The sequence below is a fragment of the Alkalicoccobacillus murimartini genome (genome assembly GCF_030813245.1).
Taxonomy (GTDB): Bacteria; Bacillota; Bacilli; order Bacillales; family Bacillaceae_D; genus Alkalicoccobacillus; species Alkalicoccobacillus murimartini.
In genome coordinates, this window is record NZ_JAUSUA010000005.1 from 174,757 (window position 1) to 196,037 (window position 21,281).

Genomic DNA, 21,281 nt, shown 5'->3' on the forward strand with positions numbered 1-21,281 from the left:
TTAACCTTGATTCAGCTCCTGCATCAATCGGTCTTCATCCCAAATCTCAATATTAAGCTCTTCTGCTTTTGAACGTTTTGAACCTGCATCTGCACCCGCTATTAACAAGTCTGTCTTCTTACTCACGCTACCTGTCACTTTACAACCGAGTCGCTCTAGTTGTTCTTTTGCTTCATCGCGGGAAAGTTGCTCAAGCTTACCTGTTAAGACAACCGTTTTACCTGCTACAGCTGAATCTGATGACCCAGCCGCTAAGGCTACTGGCTGTGGTCCAGTGTAAACCATATTTAGTCCAGCTTGTTTTAATTGCTCTAAAAGATCATGTACTTCTGGTTTTTCAAAATAACTAACAATAGAATCGGCCATCTTCTCGCCGATTTCATCTACAGCAATGAGGTCTTCTTTCGTTACATTCTTTAACAAATCGATCGTTTGAAACTGCTGTGCTAAAGTCCGGGCAGCTTTTGATCCAATAAACCGAATGCCCAATCCAAATAAGACACGCTCTAATGAATTAGTCTTAGAAGCCTCTATCGATTGTAACAGATTATCTACTGACTTTTCGCCCATTCGTTCAAGTCTCAATAATTCATCACGATTTAATGTATATAAATCTGCCACATTTCCAATGAGTTGATGTGCAAATAGCTGCGTAATTACTTTTTCACCAAGCCCATCAATATTCATCGCTGTTCTGGATACAAAGTGAATTAAGCCTTCTCGAATTTGCGCAGGACACTCTGGATTAATACACCGAAGAGCAACCTCCCCTTCAATTCGAACCAGTTCACTATTGCATTCCGGACAGTGTGTTGGCATATGAAAGTCTTTTTCATCACCTGTTCGTAAGTCCACAAGAACATTAACAACCTCAGGAATAATATCTCCTGCTTTTTTAACCACTACAGAATCTCCAAGCTTCACATCTTTCTCACGAATAAGATCTTCGTTATGCAAGGAAGCTCTTTTGACCGTAGTACCTGCTACTGCTACCGGCTCTAGAACTGCCGTTGGTGTTACAACACCGGTGCGTCCTATATTTAACTCAATATCAAGCAGCTTGGTCACTACTTCTTCTGCAGGAAACTTATAAGCAGTTGCCCAGCGTGGACTTTTTGCAGTGAATCCCATCTCTTTCTGTAAATCAAGTGAGTCAACTTTAATCACGATACCATCCGTTTCATACGCAAGGTCATGGCGCTTCTCTATCCATTTTTCGGTATAGTTGATCACTTCTTCAATCGTCTCACAACGTGTCGTTTCCTGGTTCACCTTAAAGCCAGATTCTTTTAGGAAAGATAGTCCTTCGTAATGGGAATCGATTTCCTTGCCTTTTAATTCGCCAATGGAATAGACAAATAAAGAGAGATTTCGTTTTGCTGCGATTTTAGGATCAAGCTGTCGTAAGGAACCTGCGGCCGCATTACGCGGATTCGCAAATGGCTCCTCACCTGCTTCTTTCTTCGCTTGATTCAGTGCCTCGAACGAACGCTTCGGCATATAAGCTTCTCCTCGTACCTCAAGATCTACTTGGGTCTTGAGTCGAAGCGGCACAGCTGATACGGTCTTTAGATTACTCGTGATGTCTTCGCCTGTTGTTCCGTCGCCTCGTGTGGCACCACGAACCAATTTTCCATCTGAATAAGTCAATGATACAGCTAAGCCATCTATTTTCAGTTCACAAATATACGTAACTGGAGACTCTCCAGCAAATTGACGTACACGGCGATCAAAATCACGTAAATCTTGCTCATTAAAAGCATTGCCTAAACTCATCATCGGATTTCGATGATCAACTTTTGTAAAATGAGGAAGCGGTGCACCACCAACTCGAACGGAAGGAGAATCATCGGTCACTAGATCAGGATACAGCTCCTCAATTTCTAGAAGTTCATGTAACAGCCGGTCATACTCCTGATCCGGCACTATAGGAGTGTCCAATACATAGTAATGATAGCCATACTTCTCCAGCTTCTCTTTTAACTCAGCAAGCTGCTTTGTGGCTAGATTCTTATCCATTCTGCTCGTCCTCTCTATTCTTTCGTAATCGGGGCAAATTGAGCAAACAATCGCTTCACACCAGTTGGTGGTGAGAAAGCAATATCAAGCTCAACAGACTGCCCCTCTCCTTTTATACTAACTACTGTACCAACTCCCCACTTCTTATGGTGGGCTTTGTCACCAACACTCCATGAATATCCTTCTCCTCCAGTGGAAGCAATCTGAGGTTTAGATGGACGGGCTGCTGGTCTTCTTGTCGGTTGCGAAATGGCGGATCTAGATTGCATTCCGCGCTCTTTCTGCTCTCCTAGAAGTTCTACAAATTCCTCAGGGATTTCCTTCAAAAAGCGAGATGGTGGATTTGCATTTGTGCGACCAAAAATGGTTCGAGTTCTTGCATTGGTCATAAACAATTGCTTCTCTGCACGCGTAATACCTACATAAGCAAGACGTCGTTCCTCTTCCATCTCATCTTGCTCAAAAAGTGAACGACTATGCGGAAAAATGCCTTCTTCGAGTCCAATGAGAAAAACTAGTGGGAACTCAAGACCTTTTGCAGAGTGAAGAGTCATGAGGGTTATGGAGTCTTTAGGACCTTCCTCTTCCTTGTCATCAAGCTGATCAATATCAGCAACTAACGCAAGATCAGTTAGAAAAGCAACCAGCGTCTTATCTTCACTACGCTTCTCAAATTCTCTCGTAACTGTAATGAACTCATCAATGTTTTCAAGTCTGCTTTGTGCTTCTAATGTCTGCTCATTTTTTAATGCATCACGGTAGCCTGTTTTCTCTAAGACTTCTTCAACAAGCTCTGTAACAGTCAAATAATCCTGCATTTTTACCCAGTTGGCGATTAGGTCTCTAAATTCCTTAAGCTTACCAAGAGCACGAGCGGTTACGCCCATTTCATCTACTTCAAATAATGCTCGGTGCATGGACATACCATTTTGAAGAGCATAAGCAAGCACTTTATCAACGGTTGTAGCACCTAACCCGCGTTTGGGAACATTCACAATTCGTTGTAAGCTAATATCATCATCTGAATTAGAGATCAGACGCAAATAAGCTAGCACATCTTTAATTTCTTTACGATCGTAGAACTTTGTGCCGCCTACAATGTTGTAGTCAAAGTTAGATTTCACAAAAAATTCCTCAATAATACGGGACTGTGCATTTGTACGATAAAGGATAGCAATATCAGAATATGAGTAGTCAGCATTCTGAACGGCGTCTCGAATTTGTTGGACAACAAAATGTGCTTCATCCTGCTCCGTCGCCCCAGAAAATTGACCAATCTTATTCCCTGCGTCATTCTCCGTCCAAAGGTTCTTAGGCTTTCTATTACCATTATTATTAATGACTTTATTAGCGGCATCTAGAATTCGTTTTGTCGACCGATAATTTTGTTCGAGCAAAATAACCGCAGCATTTGGATAATCTTCTTCAAACGAAAGAATATTTCCAATATCCGCGCCACGCCATCTGTAGATCGACTGATCCGAGTCACCAACAACACATACATTCTTTAATCGTTCCGCAAGCATTTTAACAAGCATATATTGCGCGCGGTTTGTATCCTGATACTCATCCACATGAATGTATTGGAACTTACGTTGATAAAATTCTAATACCTCAGGGACTAACTTAAATAACTCAATGGTTTTCATAATCAAGTCATCAAAATCAAGCGCATTGTTTTGCTTAAGGCGCTTTTGATATTCCGTATAGACATCTGAGGCCACTTCTTGAAATGGACCTGTTGCTTTTGCTGCAAATTCATTAGGCTTTTGCAATTCATTCTTAGCTCCACTTATCGAGCCTAAAATACTCTTTGCGTCAAATTTCTTCGGGTCTATGTTCTGTTTCTTTAAAATCTGCTTTATGACTGATAACTGATCAGTTGAATCTAAAATAGAGAAGCTACGGCTGTAACCCATTCGGTCAATATCTCTTCGTAAGATCCTTACACACATCGAGTGAAAGGTAGAAATCCAGATATCCTCGGCAATCGGCCCAACAAGCCCTGCAACTCGATCCTTCATCTCGCGAGCTGCTTTATTTGTAAATGTAATAGCTAATACATTCCAAGGTGCTACTTCTTTTTCCCTTAGCAAATATGCAATGCGATGGGTTAATACCCTTGTCTTTCCACTTCCTGCTCCTGCCATTAATAATAATGGACCGTCTGTTGTAATCACGGCTTGTTTCTGTTCGGGATTTAACCCAGCTAACATTTTCTCAACAATATTACTTTGCATACACTCACCACCAAACAAATGTTCTTATGTCTATCTTACTAAACTCTACTAAGAAAGCAAGTCTCCTTTTACAGCATGTACTGTTTTTAACGCTTGCTTTAGATCCTCGTAAATGACATCACCGACCACAATTGTGTCCGCATAAGCTGCCATTTCTTCAGCTTGTTCACTACTTTTAATTCCACCACCATAAAATAACCTTGTCTTTTCAAGAACCGAGGAAGCTTGTTTCACAATATTTGGATCTCCGTAAGTTCCACTATATTCTATATAAAAGATCGGTAGCTTGTACAATTGTTCTGCCATTCTCGCGTAGGCAAGCACATCTTCAGCATCTAGCTCACTTTTCGCATCTGTAAGCTGAGCAACTTTAGCCTCAGGATTCAAAATACAGTAGCCTTCAGGAATGATTTCATCCCAATTCATAATCGCCCCATATTCTTTTAACGCAGTATGGTGATGGCCTGTAATCCATTCTGTCTTTTGGCTGTTAAGAACAGTGGGGATGAAGAAATAATCAAATCCTGGTGTAATGGATTCTGTATTGGAAATCTCTAGCACACAAGGAACCGCATATCGCCTCACTCTAACAAGTAACTGTAAGGTATTATCTAACGTGACACCGTCTGTGCCTCCCACCATTATGGCATCTGTTCCTGATTCACAAATTGCCTCTAGATCCTCATCAGTCAGGTCTTTATTGGGATCAAGCTTAAATATATGCTTCCAATGCTGATACTCAGCCATTCTATCAACTCCTATGAGCGTGTGCACAAAAAAAGCCGCCAATGCGGACTTTCTTAATTACATCTTACGGTGAAGCTTAAGTACGGCTATTATAACAAAGATTTAGTGGATTGTCGTCTAACCATTTCCCTTATACAACACAAAAAAACCGCAGATACAACATTAAAGATTGCATCCACGGTTTTGTCATTTTAACTACTTATTAGTTGGTCTCTTTGACCAAATTGATACCATAATAGGACCAGTAATATTGTGGACAACAGAGAAAATGGCACTTGGCAATGCTGTAATTGGCTCAAAATACTGATTTGCTAAAGATGCACCCAGTCCTGAATTTTGCATGCCAATCTCAATCGAAACAGCCCGCTTCTTTGTCTCATCTAGTTTAAAGACCCAAGCTGTGAAATATCCAAGCAACAGTCCTAACACATTATGAAGCAATATAGCTAGGAATAGTAAAAAGGCTGTTGCTGCCAAATTATCTTTGTTTAATGAAACAACTGCCGTCACAATCGCTAAAATCGCTACAATTGAAATCAGCGGTAATGCATTCACACTTTTATCTACAGCAACAGGGAAAAATCTACGTAGCAAAATACCTATTGCAATTGGAATAATAATTACATTAATGATAGACATAAACATAGCGCCTGTATTTACATCCACCCATTGGCTAGCGAGTATATACATGATTGTTGGTGTCATAATCGGTGCGAGTATCGTTGAGATCGAAGTCATAGCTACGGATAAAGGCAAATCTCCTTTTGCAAGAAAGACCATCACATTTGATGCCGTTCCGCCTGGGCAAGCTCCAACTAATATAACTCCAACGGCAAGTTCGTATGGCAAGTTAAAGACCTGCGTAAGACCAAAAGCAATACCCGGCATTATGACGAACTGCGCTACCACTCCAATAAGGACAGGAATTGGTTTTTTAGCAACAATCGCAAAGTCAGAGGCCTTCATCGTTAACCCCATACCAAACATAATAACTCCAAGTAAAAACGTGATGTACGGTTGAATCCAAGTAAAGATCCCTGGTACAGCAAAAGCAATGACACTAACTAAGATTACAATTAAAGCAAAGTACTTACTGATTATTTGTCCTACTCTCTCTACTGATTGCATGTTCACATTCCTCTCTTTCTAAAGCGTTCAAATTATTCTAACATTCTTTTCTGCTATAACGCTATAAAGCGACATAATAAATTTTCAGATAATTTTGGAAAACATCACAAAAAAACCCTAGCTCTCAAGCTTAGGGCGTGTTCTGGATCATATGAATTCAAAAATGAAGAGTTCTACATTAGAAGTGAGATTCCTTTAACAACTCCAGCTAATGCAGCCCAGCAAGGTAGACTAATTAGCAGAGCCCAACCTGAACCAATGACGATATTCTCTTCTGTCTCCATGAACACGGCTCCTCTCTTCTAGTGATACCTTTATTATAGAGGGAGCATGTTAATTAGAGATAAAGCTAATGTAAAGATTCAATAATCATCATGTTAAGCGTAAGCATACGTATTCTTAGATCCAACAACCTTCGTAGTTAGCAAGTCATATGTGAGACATACTGGTTTATTCGTACGAGGGTCTTTCACAACTTCTGCATCAATATTAAATACCCGCTCTAATACCTCAGATGTCATTACTTGCTCAGGAAGACCTTCTTTAATAATCGTCCCATGGTTCAGAGCCACCATATGATGAGCAAACCGTGCTGCATGATTTAAGTCATGTATTACCATGACAACTGTTCTATTCTGCTCTTTGTTTAGACGTTCGAGCAGTTGAAGAACCTCAAGTTGGTGTGCAAGATCTAAATAAGTTGTTGGTTCATCAAGTAACAACAGATCTGTTTCCTGTGCCAAAGCCATCGCTATCCACACACGCTGACGTTGCCCTCCTGACAATGCGTCAATAGAGCGATCGTGAAATTCAAGCATACCTGTCACTTCAAGCGCCCAATACACGAGTTCATGATCTTCTTTTGTTAGCTTACCAAAGCCCTTTTGATGTGGAAAACGACCATAAGAAACAAGTTCTTTAACCGTTAGTCCACTTGGCGCATCAGGTGATTGGGGAAGAATCGCCATCTTTTTGGCAATGGTTTTGGTTGATTCCTTATGAATAGCTGTCCCATCTAAATAGACAGCTCCTTTTTTTGCTGCAAGAATCCGGGCCATTGTTTTAAGAATGGTTGATTTACCGCAACCGTTTGGTCCAATAATGGTTGTGATTTGTCCTTCTGGTATTTCTATATCCAACCCTTTGACGATATCTCGATCTCCATATGAGATATCTAAACCTTCTGTCGTAAGTCTAACCACTTCAATCACTCCTATATTATGGGGTTTTAATTAGTAGGTATATAAAATAAGGTGCGCCTAGAACAGCAACAACCAAGCCAACAGGAATTTCAGAAGGCTGTAAAATGTTACGTCCTATCATATCAGCAACTAACAATAGAAGGGCTCCAATCAACGCTGAACACGGAACGAGAAACTGATGCTTCGGTCCAACCAATCGTCTTGCTATATGTGGAGCAATTAACCCAAGAAAAGCAATTCCGCCTCCAACTGCAACACATGCCCCCGCTAAAGCAACGGATAGGAATAATAAAATTCGACGTTCTCTTTCCACTCTTGTTCCTAAGTTTGTTGCAATTTGATCTCCTAAATTTAAAACATTTAAGAACCTTGCTTTGTACATCGTAATTGGCAAAAGAATAACGATCCAAGGTAGTGTGGCTAAGACAAATTTCCAATTCGTTCCCCAGATACTACCTGCAAGCCAAATCGTCGCCTGCATAAAATCTCGTGGGTTCATTTTTAATTGGAAGATAATCAGTGCTGCACTAAAGGCTGCGTTAATACCAATTCCTACAAGAATCAACCGTACTGGTGTGATCCCTTTTTTCCATGCAATCGTATAGATTAAAAATGCGGCCAAACTAGCACCTAATAGGGCAAAGAAAGGCATGATGAATATAGACAATGTCCCAAGCCCCGTTAAGGACCCTTGGAAAAAGTATATAAATAATACGACAGCAAACCCTGCTCCAGTATTTATTCCTAAAATACCAGGGTCAGCCAAGCCATTTTGTGAAACACTTTGTAGGATAGCACCTGAAACTGCCAACCCTGCTCCAATTAAAAGGGCAATGACCATTCTCGGTAACCTAAATTGAAAAAGAACTAACGCATCTCTTTCGCTTCCCATGCCACTAAGTGTTCTAAGTACATCTAAGGGAGCAATACGAATAAGCCCTAGATTCAAACTGAGGAAAAACATTGATATGATAGAAACTGCTACAACAGCCATAATGATGTATGGCTTCTTGCTTTGTTTTGTTATGGTTGATAAATCCATTACATTCCTCTCCCTTCACGTCTGGCTAGGTAAAGGAAAAAAGGAACGCCAATCACAGCAGTAATTGCCCCCACTGGTGTTTCAAACGGTGGATTCACCATACGTGCTCCAATATCAGCTAACACTAAAAGTAATCCACCAAGAATGGCTGAGCACGGAATAATCCAGCGGTAATCAACCCCAACCAAAAATCGAGTCATATGTGGTATCACTAATCCTATAAATCCTACAGTACCCGCTACTGAAACAGCTGCTCCAGTAAGGACAAGTACCACAACCGTACCGAGTACCTTGACCAATCGTGTACGTTGACCAAGGCCTTTAGCGACTTCCTCGCCAAGGCTTAGAACCGTCACTGAACGCGCTAAAATAATGGCTAATGCGAGACCAATAATAGCGACTGGAATCATTAGCTGAATACTAATCCACCTTGTGCCTGCTAAACCACCAGCAAACCAAAAGCTGATATCTTGAGCCACATCAAAGCGAATGGCTATCGCTGAAGAAATAGCATTTAAAAAAGCACCAACCGCTGCTCCAGCAAGCGCTAGTTTCACTGGTGTTAATCCACTTCGAGACATTGATCCAATTCCAAAAACAAGACTTGCTCCTAACCCTGCTCCAACAAACGAAAAAAGCATAAGCTGAAGATACGAAGTGCTAGGATAAAAAGCAAAGGCAATCGCAATGGCAAACGCTGCTCCATCTGTCACGCCCATAATTGAAGGAGATGCTAATGGATTACGAGTCATACCTTGCATGATAGCTCCAGATACGGCTAGAAATGCCCCAACAAGACCTGCTCCTAATGCTCGTGGCATACGCAGTTCCTGAATAATTTGGTGCTGTGTTAATTCCGGATTAAAATGAAACACAGCATCCCAAACCGTCCTAAGGTCAATATCAGCCGCTCCAAGGGAAATCGATATCCCCATTGAAAGAAGTAAAATAGCTAATCCTGCTATAAGAATAAAGGATGCTAGCATCGGTCTTTTTTGGATCTCTTTTAGCTCCGATTGATTATCGGTAGATTCTTGGCTTTGCTTCAAACTGAACCCCATCCATGTTCCACCCTATCTTATCGTCTTACCAATGTAGATCCTCTGTTTGCTCTGATACATATTGTTCTACTTGATGATTTTCCCAGATTACATGAATTACTCCATTGAACTCATCTACAACATATCCAGTTAACCCATCAGCCCGGCTGATTTTATGTTCTGCAAACAAAAGCTACACCTCTTTCATGTATAATTATACGTATGACGAATTAAATTAATATTGATAATCATTATCATACAGGATGTTTCTTTACAAGTAAACGCTCATCTTACAATTGCACCTAAGAAATCAGCACTTTTTTTATCATGCCCATATAAAAAGAATCATTGTCTCCACTCGGGAACAAATGATTCTTTGGTTTTCGTTTATATACGTAATCCTTCTTCGTTTTTGTTCTTCTTGTTGTTAGGTCTGCAAATGCATAAGGACTGCGGTTATTTTCAGGGTTTCGTCTTCCTTCGCGCTCAAGCTTCTGTCTATGCTTGCTTGCCTTTGAACGTGCCATATCGGCTTCATCTCCTTTAATCATATTATTACCATTATAAAGGAAATCACAAAAAAACGAAAGCTCCTGTAGGAACTTTCGCCTTAAATAGCTATTTAGTAAGCTAAGCTGAATAACCCTTTAATGTGTGTTAGGTAACGCACATTACTTGCTTCTTTCATAAGAGAAGCAGGCATTCCTTTAAGTGGTGTAGCATTTTGACCAACTGTAGCAACTGCATCCTTACGACCAAGGCTTGCTAATGTACCTGAATCAATTGGACTGAATGGCTCACAGGTTCTTCCTTCCAGATAAGCATACAGATTGTATCCAACGAGTTCACCCATTTGCCAAGCAATTTGAGCAGTTGGTGGGTATGGACGACCATCTGGAGCGAAGTAGACAGCACTGTCTCCTACTACAAATACATCTTCATGTGAAGTAGACTGAAGACCGTCTGTTACTGTTGCACGTCCTCTGTTCACTTCAAGACCTGATTCTCCAACAAGTGGATTTCCTTGAACCCCACCAGTCCAAACAAATGTGTTAGCAACAATTTTTTGACCATCTTTCAAGTCAATCACGTTTCCATCAACATTTGTTACAGCAAGACCTGTTAAGAATTCAACGCCACGTTTCTCTAAGCTTTTTGTTGCGCGCTCAATTAAGTGGTCAGGCAGAACAGGAAGAATCTTTGGACCTGCTTCTACAAGCTTCAACTTAATTTCTTTAGGATCGACTCCTAATGTTCTAATAAATTCAGGAAGCGTATCAGCAAGCTCTCCAACAAGCTCAACACCTGTTAGACCACCGCCACCAATAACAATTGTAGCATCTGCTTCGTTTTTCGTTTTAGCGTACTCACGAATACGATCTTTAATGTGGTTATGCACTTGATTTGCTTCTTCAGCTGATTTTAACACCATGCTGTTCTCTTCAAGACCTGGAATACCAAAGTACGCCGTTTTACTTCCAAGCCCAACAACTAAGGCATCATAATTAAGTGTTGTGCCATCTGATAAAGAAACTTCTTTATTATCTACAGAGAATGAATTTACAGTCGCAATTTTTAAGTCAATCGCTTTTCCTTTAAATAGTTTCTCTAAAGGCATGGCAACAGCTTGTTCCGCAACATTTCCTGCAGCCAATCTGTGTAATTCTGTAATGATTTGGTGTGTGCCTGTTTGGTTCACAACTGTGACTTTTGCTTGTGATTCATTATAATAATTTCTAACAGTTAAAGCAGATAAAAGTCCGCCATAACCCGCACCTAGGATGACAATATGTTTTGACATTCTTTTTTTCCTCCGTTTTTAAGTCAACTATCCTACATTTCAGCTTTGCTTATTTCTTGTTTTCGCGCTCGTTCATGACAGCCAAATAAGCTTGTGTAAAGCGGAAAAGCTTCTGAGCTTGAGGATCTTTTAATAATTTCATGAGACCGAAAATTCCAATGACTTCGTTGCTAGCTTCAGAACGTTCTTTTGCTTCGATAGCCGTTTGTGCGACGTCTTTCGCTGTTTCTTTAACTGGCTCCAAAATTTCAGTAATCGCAGCCACTGTATCAGCTTTTAGGACATCATCTGTAGCAACAGATTGAGCAAAATCATATGATTTAGTCATGACTGTAATTAGTTCAGTCAGTTTTGGTAACTGATCAACCAAAGTAGTAAGAGATTCCTGTACCTCTGGCTTCAGAAGTTGGTCAAGTAATTCAACTTGTTGCTTGTTTAGTGAAACTTGTTGGTGTTCCGTCGTTTCTGACATATACAATTCTCCTTTACTTTATAGCCTTGAGCTATTTTTTCCTAGCTTGTATAGGATTATGTAGAGTCTCCTGCTTTTTGTTCTATATGTGAATTCACTCACAAACATAACCAAAAAAACACTACAAAATGATCGGCAAGGCATTTTACTGTTTTACCCTATCTAGAATAATCCTTTCGACCGGTCTTGTCAAAAAATCTCGCCAATTTCTCAACTATTTTAATGGGAACTTGTGCTTTATTCCTTTTTCCACTCAAAGGGTTTTTGCGCACAAATTAATTAAACCAGTTGAGATCACTCAACTGGCTGGTTTTGTTCTGATTGAATGGCTATATGTTTGAAGGAAAGAACATCAAATAATCCAGTATCCGTTAATTTTATAGATGGAATAACTGGTAGAGCTAGAAAAGCAAGAGTTAGAAATGGATCCCATTCCTCTGTAAAACCTACCTCATGAAGAGCTGTTTCTAGTTCTTGAACCTCTTTTTGAACCACTTCGTACGGTTTTGTTGACATTAAGCCTGCTAGATCAAGTGGTAGGCTAGCCACTACTTTGCCCTCTTTTACTACGGCCATCCCCCCATTAATGGATTCTACGTGATGAATCGCAGTCAATAGGCTCTCGTCATCCGTACCACACGCAATGACGTTATGTGAATCGTGGGCAACGGTTGATACAATGGCTCCATTCTGAATCGGAATACCTTTTACAATCCCAACACCGACATGACCAAGCTGTTTATGTCGTTCAGCAACAATTAACTTCAGTTGGTTATTTGATGGTGAGGGTATAAAAAACCCCTGCTCACATTGAATAGGTTCAGTGATGGCTTTTGTAATAATTGAACCGGGGGTAATGGAAATGATCGTTGCATCCATACCTGATTTTGCTGGTAATTTAAGATCTTCTCGTGTCACTGGTGCCATCTTCATGCTCTTTTGCAAATATTGTGGGGCGGTCACTGACTCTCTCACTGGTTTCACTAGCTCCCCTTGCTGAGCAATCCATTCTCCCTTCACATAGACAGATTCCACAACAAAGTTGGTTAAGTCACTAACAAGAAGAAACGTCGCTTCACACCCAGGTGCAATGGCTCCTTTTTGATGTAAACCAAAGGCCTCCGCAGCATTAAGTGTAGCCAGCTGTATGGCCTGTAGTTCGGGTAGTCCGAGTGAGATTGATTTGCGAATACTTCCATCGATACTTCCCTCTTTCACCAGATGGTCTAGATGGCGATCATCTGTTGCAAATGCAAATCTTCGGGCATTCGCCGTTGTCACTGCTGGCAACAGTGCCTCTAGATCCTTAGCGGCAGTACCTTCACGGATTAATACAAACATTCCGCGACGAACACGATGTAATGCTTCTTCCGCTGTGACTGCCTCATGGTCATTTACAATGCCAGCGGTCCGATAGGCATTCAACGCATGTATATCCAATCCAGCAGCATGACCATCAATGACTCGACCATCTTTTTTGGCGCTTTCTATTTTCGCTAACATATTCGCGTCTCCTGAAAGGACAGCTGGATAATTCATCACTTCTCCTAAGCCAAAGGCCTCGCCTTCGTCAAAAAGGGTTTGAACGTCTTCAGCTGACACGTCTGCTCCGTTATGCTCAAATGGCGCTGCAGGAACACAAGAAGGAATCATCATTTTGACATCTAGTGGCAAATCTCTTGAAGCCTCGAGCATATATCGTACTGCCTCAGCTCCCCCTACATTTGCGATTTCATGAGGGTCGGCAATGACCGTTGTTATCCCCTTAGGCACAACAATTTTGCAAAACTCTTCCGGTGGCACCATCGTTGATTCAATATGAATATGACCATCGATTAAACCCGGACAGATGTAAGCACCTTGAGCGTCCAAACGTTCTTTTGCTTCGGGGTAAGATCCAATGCCAACGATTATGCCTTCTGAAATGGCCACATCCGCCTCAAGTACGGTTAATGTATAGACATCGATTACTTTTCCGTTATAGACAACCAATTCAGGTAGCTTTTGCTTTGATGCAGCTGCAATGTTTGATTGTAGATTCTTCGTATTCAGAGTGAAAGCTCCTCTCCAAGTCGCTTTTTTAGTATTTGAACTATTGTAGTCTATTTTTTATATGTATGCACTGATTAAACAAAAAAAGCTACCTGACAGTGGTTTTCACCGTGCCAGATAGCTTCTGTGTATGAATTATTCTGTGGATCCTGTCTGATCTTCCTTAATTCGGTCTAAAGCCATAGTATAGCTATCGTTCCCGTAATTAAGGCATCGTTTCACACGTGATATAGTGGCAGTACTTGCCCCTGTCTCTGTTTCAATCTTATGATACGTGTATCCATTCTGAAGCATTCTTGCTACTTCAAGTCGCTGAGCTAATGACTGAATTTCATTAATCGTACACAGATCATCAAAGAACTCATAACATTCTTCAAGACTTTTTAATGAGAGAACCGCTTGAAACAGTTGATCAAGTTCTTTTCCACGAAGCTTATCAATTTGCAATTATTTCACGCCTTTCCAAAAATTTCGGCATGCCTGACTGTAGCCAGATACTTTAATACTATTCTAGTTTAACGCATAATCGCAGGAAAGAGTATCTTTTTCTTTGTTACATCATAGATCCCTCTTTGTGTGACCCGGATATATGGTAGATGTGTGGACGAAAAGAACTGCAAACTATAGATAGGATCTTCATGTTTATAGCCTCTTTCACGAAGAAGCTTAACAAAATGTTTTTCCTCTTCCATAATGCCTTCCATCGACTTATCGGACATTGCGCCATTTAATTTCAGCACAAGCCTGCCAATGACTTCTCCATCATCTACTAAAGCCATTCCTCCACCTTGAGCCTTTACAGCACGAAAGGCCGCGACCATGTCTTTCACATTTTTACCGATTAAAATGAAATCTCCCGTGTTAGAAAATGAGCTGGCAAAGCCTTTAATTTTATCAGAGAAGCCTTTAATCATAGTATTAATCATCCACTTACCATTTTTATCAATTAATACAAAGAAGCTCTCATCATGATTTTGGCTTAACTCATTAACCGTACCTTCAACAGATATGCGATATGGCTTAAGAATTACAGCATTCACCATTTCAATTCCCATCGGCATTGAAAAGTGAAGCTCATTCTCATCCAAATCCCAGCTTGTATCAAGTGGTTTAATACCGTAATCATTCCAAGGGAAAGTATCCTCTTCTTGACACTGCTTACCATCCCTAACAATCCATTGTCCTTTCGCAAGAACAGAAACTGGCTTCGGAGTATTCTTGTCAGATAGGAAATTAATATGAGCAATTCGCCCAGGTGCAATCATGCCAAGCTTATGATCCAAATTGTAATATCTAGCTACATAATAAGTAGCCATACCATACGCATCAAAATCTGATAAGCCGCTATCAAGAGCCATTTTGATTAATTTGTCCATAACCCCATCTTCATAGAAGGAAGGGGGGGAACCATCTGTTGTCATAATGCAACGAACAAAATGATCTACACCTAGCTCTTGCATTTCACTCAGAAGCTTCGGAAGATCAGGACGCATAGACGAATGTCGTAATGACGTCATATACCCCATATCTAATCGACGTACGGCTTCTTCTCCATTTATTGATTCATGGTCACAGGTTACACCTAAAAGCGCCATTTGCGACAATGTACGCTCAGAAGCACCTGGAAGATGTCCTTCAATAGGCTTACGCAGTCTGCTTGTCTCCTGCATCCAATGAAGAGTTGAATCGTCACCCTCCAAAACCTTCGGCCAAGATGTTAGCTCACCACCTTGAACAACAAGATGATGCTCAAGCCAAGCCTTCATTCGTGAATTTGTAAAATGTGCTTCACTTTGAAGCTCCGTCTGAGGATCATAACGCGCCCACCAATACATGCTTGTTGGCATCTCTTCTAGCTTTTCTATCAGAGAAAGCGCTTTCTTTTTTTCAACGTTCGAAAAGAAATACAGATTGTCGTTTATCAAGGTTGTGGTCCCATGAGCCGAAGCATATTTTGCAAAGCTGTGGGGATTATAAAGTTGAAAAGGATGAGCGTGATGCTCTATATACCCTGGTACAATCACCGAGTCCTTACAATCAACTATTTCAGTATCCTTGTCTGTTACCGGGGGAAGCTCCTGTCCAACATACACAATTCGATCATCCGCAATCCATATATTTGCATTAAGCCATTTTTTCCTGGCGTGATTGAGATACGTAGCATTTTTGAGAACAATTGAAGGCGCTTTTTCTCCCCTGACGACATCAAGGTGCTGGCGCAAGCGTTTTTTTGTCCAGCGGTAAATTCGTTCCGTCATTGGCAGATCACCCATTTCATTATCTTTTGTCTATATGTTATCACAAAATCAAGTATATATAGGAAAAACTTGTGACATCTTTTCACACATTATTAAAAAAAGACATTTTCTAATTTTTTAAAGTGGAGGAATCAGAAATGAAACCAAATTTAAGTCGTATACAATCACTTTGTCGCATTACATGCGGACTGTCAGTTCTTGCTTTTGCTTCTTCAAAAATGCAGCGAAAATCTTCTCTTATAGGTATTATCGGCATTATCATTGGAGCTATGAAGGTCGCAGAAGGAATAACTCGTTTCTGTCCACTTATCTATATGACAGATAAGAAAAAGCAAGAACATAAACAAGACGGTCGTGTGATGAACCCATCTTAAAATGATGGGTTTTTTCTACTTGGAAACCGATGCATTACGTTATTTATAATGGGATGGTAGGTCCTTCGTCGTTTCACTTTTGCCTCTATCGCTTTGATTGAGGGATCTATCGTTTCACTTTACCTTCCATCGCTTCAATTCTGGGATCTATCGTTTCACTTTACCTTCCATCGCTTCAATTCAGAGATCTATCGCTTCACTTTACCCTCCATCGCTTCAACTCAGGGATCTATCGTTTCACTTTCACCTCCATCGCTTCAATTGAGGGATCTATCGTTTCACTTTACCTTCCATCGCTTCAATTCAGAGATCTATCGCTTCACTTTGCCCTCCATCGCTTCAATTCGACTCTCCATCGCCTCACCTTACCCTCCATCACTCCATTCACCTCTCCCCTAACTCCAACCTTCACCACAACAAAAAAGACACCTGCGCTAGACAGGTGCCACGATTCACACTATTTTATTGCTTTATCTGCTATGTCTGTTCGGTTATAAAGTCCCTCACTCTGAATGTGTAGGATGGACTCGTAGGCATGCTCTTTTGCATCTCGAATCGTTTCTCCACGCGCAGCAACGAGAAGGACTCGTCCGCCGTTTGTTTGCCAGATCCCATCATGAAGGGCTGTACCAGCATGAAATACTAATCCATTTTTAGCTGCAGCTTCAAGTCCACTAATCGCCGCACCTTTTTCGTAGGCTCCTGGATAACCAACACTTGCCATGACGACTCCAACAACTGCTTCTTCGGACCAAAGCAAGTCTGGTTTTTCGCCAGCCAATAATTGTTCAATCACATCGACTAAATCTGTTTCAAGTCGAGGAAGAACCACTTGGGTTTCAGGGTCACCAAATCGTGCGTTAAATTCGATGACCTTTGGGCCAGTTGGGGTCATCATCAAGCCAGCATACAAGATTCCAGTAAACGGAGTGCCTTCTTCAATCATTGCGGCAGCTGCCGGCTCTAACACCGCTCGAACAGCTACATCGACTTGGTTTGCGTTAAACTGAGGAACAGGAGAATAAGCACCCATACCACCAGTGTTTGGGCCTTCATCATTGTTATAAGCACGCTTATGATCTTGAGCTCCAACCATTGGTATCACAACATCATTGTGGACAAAAGCCATTAAAGAAAGCTCTTCACCTTCTAGAAACTCTTCCACGAGTACTTTTGCTCCTGCGTCACCAAAACGATTGGCTTCCAAAATATCAGATAATGCAGCCAAGGCTTCTTCTTCGGTCATGGCAACCGTTACACCTTTTCCTGCTGCTAAACCGTCTGCCTTTATCACGATTGGAGCACCCTGCTCCTTCACATACGCTGCTGCTTCATCAAAGGTAGAGAATGTAGCAGACGCACCTGTTGGAATGCCATAGCGGTTCATGAGATCCTTAGCAAACGATTTGCTACCCTCAATTTGAGCAGCCGCTTGACTAGGGCCAAATACCTTAAGACCAGCCTCTTGAAAATGATCCACGATTCCTAAGCTTAATGGAACCTCAGGTCCTACAATCGTTAACTCAACATCGTTTTCTTTTGCAAAAGTAATTAATGCAGCAAAATCCGTTTCGCCAATCGAGACAAGCTCTGCTATATCTGTCATACCAGCGTTTCCTGGTGCTACATACACTTTTTCCACTCTTGAGCTTTGTGCGAGCTTCCAAGCAACCGCGTGCTCACGGCCGCCACTACCAATTACGAGTACATTCATATCGACAACGCTCCTTCCTAGTGTTTAAAGTGACGAGCACCTGTAAAGACCATTGCAATTCCATATTCATCTGCTTTTTGGATCGATTCCTCATCACGAATAGATCCTCCTGGTTGAATAATGGCTTTGATTCCAGCTTTGCCTGCGGCTTCAACTGTATCTCCCATTGGGAAGAACGCATCAGATGCAAGCGCCGATCCGTGTGCACGCTCTCCGGCCTGTTCAATCGCAATGCCAGCAGCACCCACTCGATTCATCTGCCCAGCACCTACTCCTACAGTCATTTCACCATTTGTTAAAACAATGGCATTTGATTTGACGTGTTTGACCACTTTCCAACCAAGCTTAAGAGCTGTCCACTCATCTTCAGTTGGTTGGCGTTTTGTTGGAACGGTCCAGCTAGATTCATCCACTTTCGGTGTATCTTCCTCTTGCACTAGTAATCCACCTTGAACAGATGCAACTTTATTAGCCGTTTTTTCGCTAGATTCTACAGTCACTTGAAGTAAACGGATATTTTTCTTTTTCGTCAAAATCGCTTTTGCTTCTTCTGTAAAGCTAGGAGCCAGTAAGACCTCAAGAAAAATCGTAGACATCGTTTCAGCTGTAGCAGCATCCACTTCACGATTTAGTGCAATGATTCCTCCAAAAATAGAAACAGAATCGGCTTCATATGCACGATTAAATGCTTGATTAATCGTTTCTCCCGTACCAACACCACAAGGATTCATGTGTTTTACTGCAACAACAGCTGGTTCAGAGAATTCCTTTACAATTTCAAGGGCAGCATTTGCATCCCCGATATTATTGTAAGAAAGCTCTTTTCCGTGTAATTGTTCTGCTTGTGCAATGGAGCTTTTATTTCCTAATGTGGTTTTATAAAAAGCCGCTTTCTGGTGAGGATTTTCCCCATAGCGCAGAGATTGGCTGCGTTCATATGTAAGTGTTAAGGTTTCTGGGTATTCTTCCCCTACAGCCTCAGTTAAATATTGCCCAATCATTGCATCATAAGCTGCGGTATGACGGAACACTTTGGCCGCTAAACGTCGGCGAGTTTCACCATTCACAGAGCCACTTTCTTTTAGTTCAGTTAAGACAACGTCATAGTCAGCTGGGTCCACTACCACAGTTACATGATTATGGTTTTTGGCAGCAGATCGCAACATGCTTGGCCCACCGATGTCGATATTTTCAATCGCATCCTCAAAGGTTGATGATGGCTTGGCAATGGTTTCAGCAAATGGGTATAAGTTCACTACTACAAAGTCAATCGGTGCAATATCATGCGTTTGTAAAGCTTCTTGATGCTCTGCTTTTTCACGCATAGCAAGTAAACCACCGTGAATGTTAGGATGAAGGGTTTTCACACGTCCATCAAGAATTTCGGGAAAACCAGTTACCTCAGAAATTCCGATCACTGGAACATTCGCTTCTTCTAAAGCACGCTTTGTTCCACCTGTGGAGATGACTTCAATTCCTTGATCAACCAACCCTTGAACAAACGGGATAAGTCCTTCTTTTTTAGATACACTGACTAATGCTCGTCTCTTACTCATTATGTCCGTCTCCTCCTACATCTTTGCTTTCCATTAGCTGCTTCACTGTACGTGGATATAATTGATGTTCAACTGCTTGAATCTTTTTCATTACATCCTCTGAGGTATCCCCTTTTTGAATGAGAACCGTTTCCTGTGCAATGATGGGTCCGGTATCCATTCCGGCATCCACAAAATGAATGGTTACGCCCGTTTCGCTCACTCCAGCGGTTAGTGCTTGTCCGACTGCATCTAAGCCCGGAAAAGCAGGCAACAATGATGGATGAATATTCACAATTCGACCTTCGTAGGCAGTTAATAAAGTCGACCCTACTAATCTCATATAGCCTGCAAGACAGAGAAAATCTACCTTATGATCCTGTAAATGCTCGACAACTTTAGCCTCGTATTCAGCTTTTGTCGCAAATGATTTTAGTGCAAGTGCAACGGTTTTAATTCCATAGCTTTCTGCCTTTTTAAGAGCCCCCGCTTCAGGTTTGTCAGAAACAAGCAACACAACCTCACCACCGAGTTGGTTCTCTTTGGCAGCCTGTATCAGTGCTTCTGCATTAGAACCTGTGCCCGAAGCAAATACCGCTATTCTCATGAATCAATGCCCCCGATTGTTACGCCTTCACCCTCAGTGACACGTCCAATGATGTATGCTTGTTCGCCTTCTGTTTCAAGCGTACGGATCACATCTAGGTGCTCGTTCTCTGGTACAACAAGCATCATGCCTATACCCATATTAAATGTTGAAAACAAATCACGATCACTAATATCGCCTTTTGCTTTTAACACTTCAAAAATAGCTGGAACCGGCCATGAGCCATTGTCAATTTCAACTTTTATCCCAGTAGGCAGCATTCTTGGAACATTTTCATAAAAGCCGCCACCTGTAATGTGGGCCAACCCATGAATTTCATGCTTCTTTAAACATGCCAAGAGAGGCTTCACATAAATCTTTGTTGGTGTAAGGAGGACATCACCTAAGCGCCCTTCTAATCCTTCAACTGAATCATTGAGAGAAAGACCAGCCTTTTCTAAAAGAATATGACGGACTAATGAGAATCCATTGCTATGCAGCCCACTTGAGCTTAAGCCAATCACAACACCACCAGGCTGAATCGCATCTCCAGAAATTAGATTGGATTTCTCAACCGCACCTACAGAAAATCCTGCAAGATCGTATTCTTCTGGATCATACATTCCAGGCATTTCTGCAGTCTCTCCACCAATCAACGCGCAGCCAGCTTGTTCACAGCCGTCCGCTACGCCTTTGACGATTGCTTCAATACGCTCTGGATCTGATTTTCCACACGCAATATAGTCTAGAAAATATAACGGTTCTGCACCTTGAACCACAATATCATTTACACACATGGCAACAGCATCAACGCCAATGGTGTCATGTTTGTCCATCATGAAAGCAAGCATTAGCTTAGTGCCTACTCCATCCGTACCTGATACTAAAACCGGTTCTTTGTAATCTAATGAAGACAAATCAAAGTTCCCACCAAAACCACCTAGACCACCAAGTACACCAGGGCGGGCTGTACGTTTAACATGCTGCCCCATTCGTTTAACTGATTCATAGCCTGCTTCAATATCAACACCGGCTTGTTTGTATGCATCTGACATGCGGACGTTGCCTCCT

At 41.5% G+C, this 21,281-nt stretch carries 19 protein-coding genes; 1 reads left to right on the plus strand and 18 read right to left on the minus strand.

Features of this window, described 5'->3' with window-relative positions:
• The 14 genes from ligA to J2S05_RS15885 all read right to left on the minus strand — a co-directional run bounded on the left by ligA (window position 1) and on the right by J2S05_RS15885 (window position 16,001).
• Window positions 1–2,019 (minus strand): NAD-dependent DNA ligase LigA, encoded by a 2,019-nt coding sequence (ligA, locus tag J2S05_RS15820; RefSeq protein ID WP_306984478.1) that lies wholly within the window; start codon window positions 2,017–2,019, stop codon window positions 1–3.
• Between the two features lie 14 nt (window positions 2,020–2,033).
• Window positions 2,034–4,259: a DNA helicase PcrA gene (gene pcrA, locus J2S05_RS15825; protein WP_306984480.1), complete on the minus strand. Its 2,226-nt coding sequence runs from the start codon at window positions 4,257–4,259 to the stop codon at window positions 2,034–2,036.
• A 48-nt stretch (window positions 4,260–4,307) separates the two neighbouring features.
• The gene (gene pcrB, locus J2S05_RS15830; protein WP_306984482.1) at window positions 4,308–5,006 is read right to left on the minus strand and encodes a heptaprenylglyceryl phosphate synthase; all 699 of its coding nucleotides are present in this window, start codon (window positions 5,004–5,006) and stop codon (window positions 4,308–4,310) included.
• Between the two features lie 195 nt (window positions 5,007–5,201).
• Window positions 5,202–6,134, minus strand: a complete 933-nt coding sequence (locus tag J2S05_RS15835) for a bile acid:sodium symporter family protein (protein ID WP_306984484.1) — start codon at window positions 6,132–6,134, stop codon at window positions 5,202–5,204.
• Between the two features lie 377 nt (window positions 6,135–6,511).
• Entirely contained in the window at window positions 6,512–7,336 is an 825-nt protein-coding gene (locus tag J2S05_RS15840) for an ABC transporter ATP-binding protein (protein WP_306984486.1), read from the minus strand.
• Window positions 7,337–7,352: 16 nt separating this feature from the next.
• Window positions 7,353–8,363 carry a FecCD family ABC transporter permease gene (locus J2S05_RS15845; protein WP_306984704.1) on the minus strand — a complete coding sequence of 337 codons (1,011 nt, stop codon included), beginning with the start codon at window positions 8,361–8,363 and terminating at the stop codon, window positions 7,353–7,355.
• Between the two features lie 14 nt (window positions 8,364–8,377).
• On the minus strand, window positions 8,378–9,439 hold the full coding sequence (locus tag J2S05_RS15850; RefSeq protein ID WP_306984488.1) for a FecCD family ABC transporter permease: 1,062 nt from the start codon (window positions 9,437–9,439) through the stop codon (window positions 8,378–8,380).
• Window positions 9,440–9,464: 25 nt separating this feature from the next.
• A complete protein-coding gene (locus J2S05_RS15855) occupies window positions 9,465–9,608 on the minus strand; it encodes a hypothetical protein (protein WP_306984490.1) in 144 nt (47 codons plus the stop codon).
• A 112-nt stretch (window positions 9,609–9,720) separates the two neighbouring features.
• A complete protein-coding gene (locus J2S05_RS15860) occupies window positions 9,721–9,945 on the minus strand; it encodes a hypothetical protein (RefSeq protein ID WP_306984492.1) in 225 nt (74 codons plus the stop codon).
• Between the two features lie 95 nt (window positions 9,946–10,040).
• Window positions 10,041–11,219: an NAD(P)/FAD-dependent oxidoreductase gene (locus J2S05_RS15865; RefSeq protein WP_306984494.1), complete on the minus strand. Its 1,179-nt coding sequence runs from the start codon at window positions 11,217–11,219 to the stop codon at window positions 10,041–10,043.
• Window positions 11,220–11,268: 49 nt separating this feature from the next.
• The gene (locus tag J2S05_RS15870) at window positions 11,269–11,691 is read right to left on the minus strand and encodes a helical membrane plugin domain-containing protein (protein WP_306984496.1); all 423 of its coding nucleotides are present in this window, start codon (window positions 11,689–11,691) and stop codon (window positions 11,269–11,271) included.
• A gap of 294 nt (window positions 11,692–11,985) precedes the next feature.
• Window positions 11,986–13,683 carry an adenine deaminase gene (gene ade / locus J2S05_RS15875; RefSeq protein WP_306984497.1) on the minus strand — a complete coding sequence of 566 codons (1,698 nt, stop codon included), beginning with the start codon at window positions 13,681–13,683 and terminating at the stop codon, window positions 11,986–11,988.
• A 195-nt stretch (window positions 13,684–13,878) separates the two neighbouring features.
• On the minus strand, window positions 13,879–14,190 hold the full coding sequence (locus J2S05_RS15880; protein ID WP_306984498.1) for a YerC/YecD family TrpR-related protein: 312 nt from the start codon (window positions 14,188–14,190) through the stop codon (window positions 13,879–13,881).
• A gap of 68 nt (window positions 14,191–14,258) precedes the next feature.
• A complete protein-coding gene (locus tag J2S05_RS15885; RefSeq protein ID WP_306984501.1) occupies window positions 14,259–16,001 on the minus strand; it encodes an adenine deaminase C-terminal domain-containing protein in 1,743 nt (580 codons plus the stop codon).
• Between the two features lie 137 nt (window positions 16,002–16,138).
• Between J2S05_RS15885 and J2S05_RS15890 the strand changes: the two genes are divergently transcribed.
• Window positions 16,139–16,375: a YgaP family membrane protein gene (locus J2S05_RS15890; RefSeq protein WP_306984503.1), complete on the plus strand. Its 237-nt coding sequence runs from the start codon at window positions 16,139–16,141 to the stop codon at window positions 16,373–16,375.
• A gap of 457 nt (window positions 16,376–16,832) precedes the next feature.
• Here the strand turns inward: J2S05_RS15890 and purD are convergent, their stop codons facing one another.
• From purD to purM, 4 genes are read right to left on the minus strand one after another with little or no spacing between them, the layout of a single operon-like run.
• The gene (purD, locus tag J2S05_RS15895) at window positions 16,833–18,089 is read right to left on the minus strand and encodes a phosphoribosylamine--glycine ligase (protein ID WP_306984505.1); all 1,257 of its coding nucleotides are present in this window, start codon (window positions 18,087–18,089) and stop codon (window positions 16,833–16,835) included.
• A 17-nt stretch (window positions 18,090–18,106) separates the two neighbouring features.
• Window positions 18,107–19,645, minus strand: a complete 1,539-nt coding sequence (gene purH / locus J2S05_RS15900) for a bifunctional phosphoribosylaminoimidazolecarboxamide formyltransferase/IMP cyclohydrolase (RefSeq protein WP_306984507.1) — start codon at window positions 19,643–19,645, stop codon at window positions 18,107–18,109.
• Complete coding sequence (gene purN / locus J2S05_RS15905; protein ID WP_306984509.1) at window positions 19,638–20,231, minus strand: phosphoribosylglycinamide formyltransferase; 594 nt, start codon at window positions 20,229–20,231, stop codon at window positions 19,638–19,640. Before purN ends, purH begins: the two co-directional genes overlap by 8 nt.
• A complete protein-coding gene (purM, locus tag J2S05_RS15910; RefSeq protein ID WP_306984511.1) occupies window positions 20,228–21,265 on the minus strand; it encodes a phosphoribosylformylglycinamidine cyclo-ligase in 1,038 nt (345 codons plus the stop codon). Before purM ends, purN begins: the two co-directional genes overlap by 4 nt.
• Window positions 21,266–21,281 lie beyond the last annotated feature (16 nt).

What these genes read in the sequence shown, in the direction of transcription:
- J2S05_RS15850 (WP_306984488.1), bottom strand. Translation starts at nt 9,439, where the DNA reads ATGGGGTTCAGTTTGAAGCAAAGCCAAGAATCTACCGATAATCAATCG.
- pcrA (WP_306984480.1), bottom strand. Translation starts at nt 4,259, where the DNA reads ATGCAAAGTAATATTGTTGAGAAAATGTTAGCTGGGTTAAATCCCGAA.
- ligA (WP_306984478.1), bottom strand. Translation starts at nt 2,019, where the DNA reads ATGGATAAGAATCTAGCCACAAAGCAGCTTGCTGAGTTAAAAGAGAAG.
- purM (WP_306984511.1), bottom strand. Translation starts at nt 21,265, where the DNA reads ATGTCAGATGCATACAAACAAGCCGGTGTTGATATTGAAGCAGGCTAT.
- J2S05_RS15890 (WP_306984503.1), top strand. Translation starts at nt 16,139, where the DNA reads ATGAAACCAAATTTAAGTCGTATACAATCACTTTGTCGCATTACATGC.
- J2S05_RS15870 (WP_306984496.1), bottom strand. Translation starts at nt 11,691, where the DNA reads ATGTCAGAAACGACGGAACACCAACAAGTTTCACTAAACAAGCAACAA.
- J2S05_RS15835 (WP_306984484.1), bottom strand. Translation starts at nt 6,134, where the DNA reads ATGCAATCAGTAGAGAGAGTAGGACAAATAATCAGTAAGTACTTTGCT.
- purH (WP_306984507.1), bottom strand. Translation starts at nt 19,645, where the DNA reads ATGAGTAAGAGACGAGCATTAGTCAGTGTATCTAAAAAAGAAGGACTT.
- purD (WP_306984505.1), bottom strand. Translation starts at nt 18,089, where the DNA reads ATGAATGTACTCGTAATTGGTAGTGGCGGCCGTGAGCACGCGGTTGCT.
- purN (WP_306984509.1), bottom strand. Translation starts at nt 20,231, where the DNA reads ATGAGAATAGCGGTATTTGCTTCGGGCACAGGTTCTAATGCAGAAGCA.
- J2S05_RS15865 (WP_306984494.1), bottom strand. Translation starts at nt 11,219, where the DNA reads ATGTCAAAACATATTGTCATCCTAGGTGCGGGTTATGGCGGACTTTTA.
- J2S05_RS15860 (WP_306984492.1), bottom strand. Translation starts at nt 9,945, where the DNA reads ATGGCACGTTCAAAGGCAAGCAAGCATAGACAGAAGCTTGAGCGCGAA.
- pcrB (WP_306984482.1), bottom strand. Translation starts at nt 5,006, where the DNA reads ATGGCTGAGTATCAGCATTGGAAGCATATATTTAAGCTTGATCCCAAT.
- J2S05_RS15885 (WP_306984501.1), bottom strand. Translation starts at nt 16,001, where the DNA reads ATGACGGAACGAATTTACCGCTGGACAAAAAAACGCTTGCGCCAGCAC.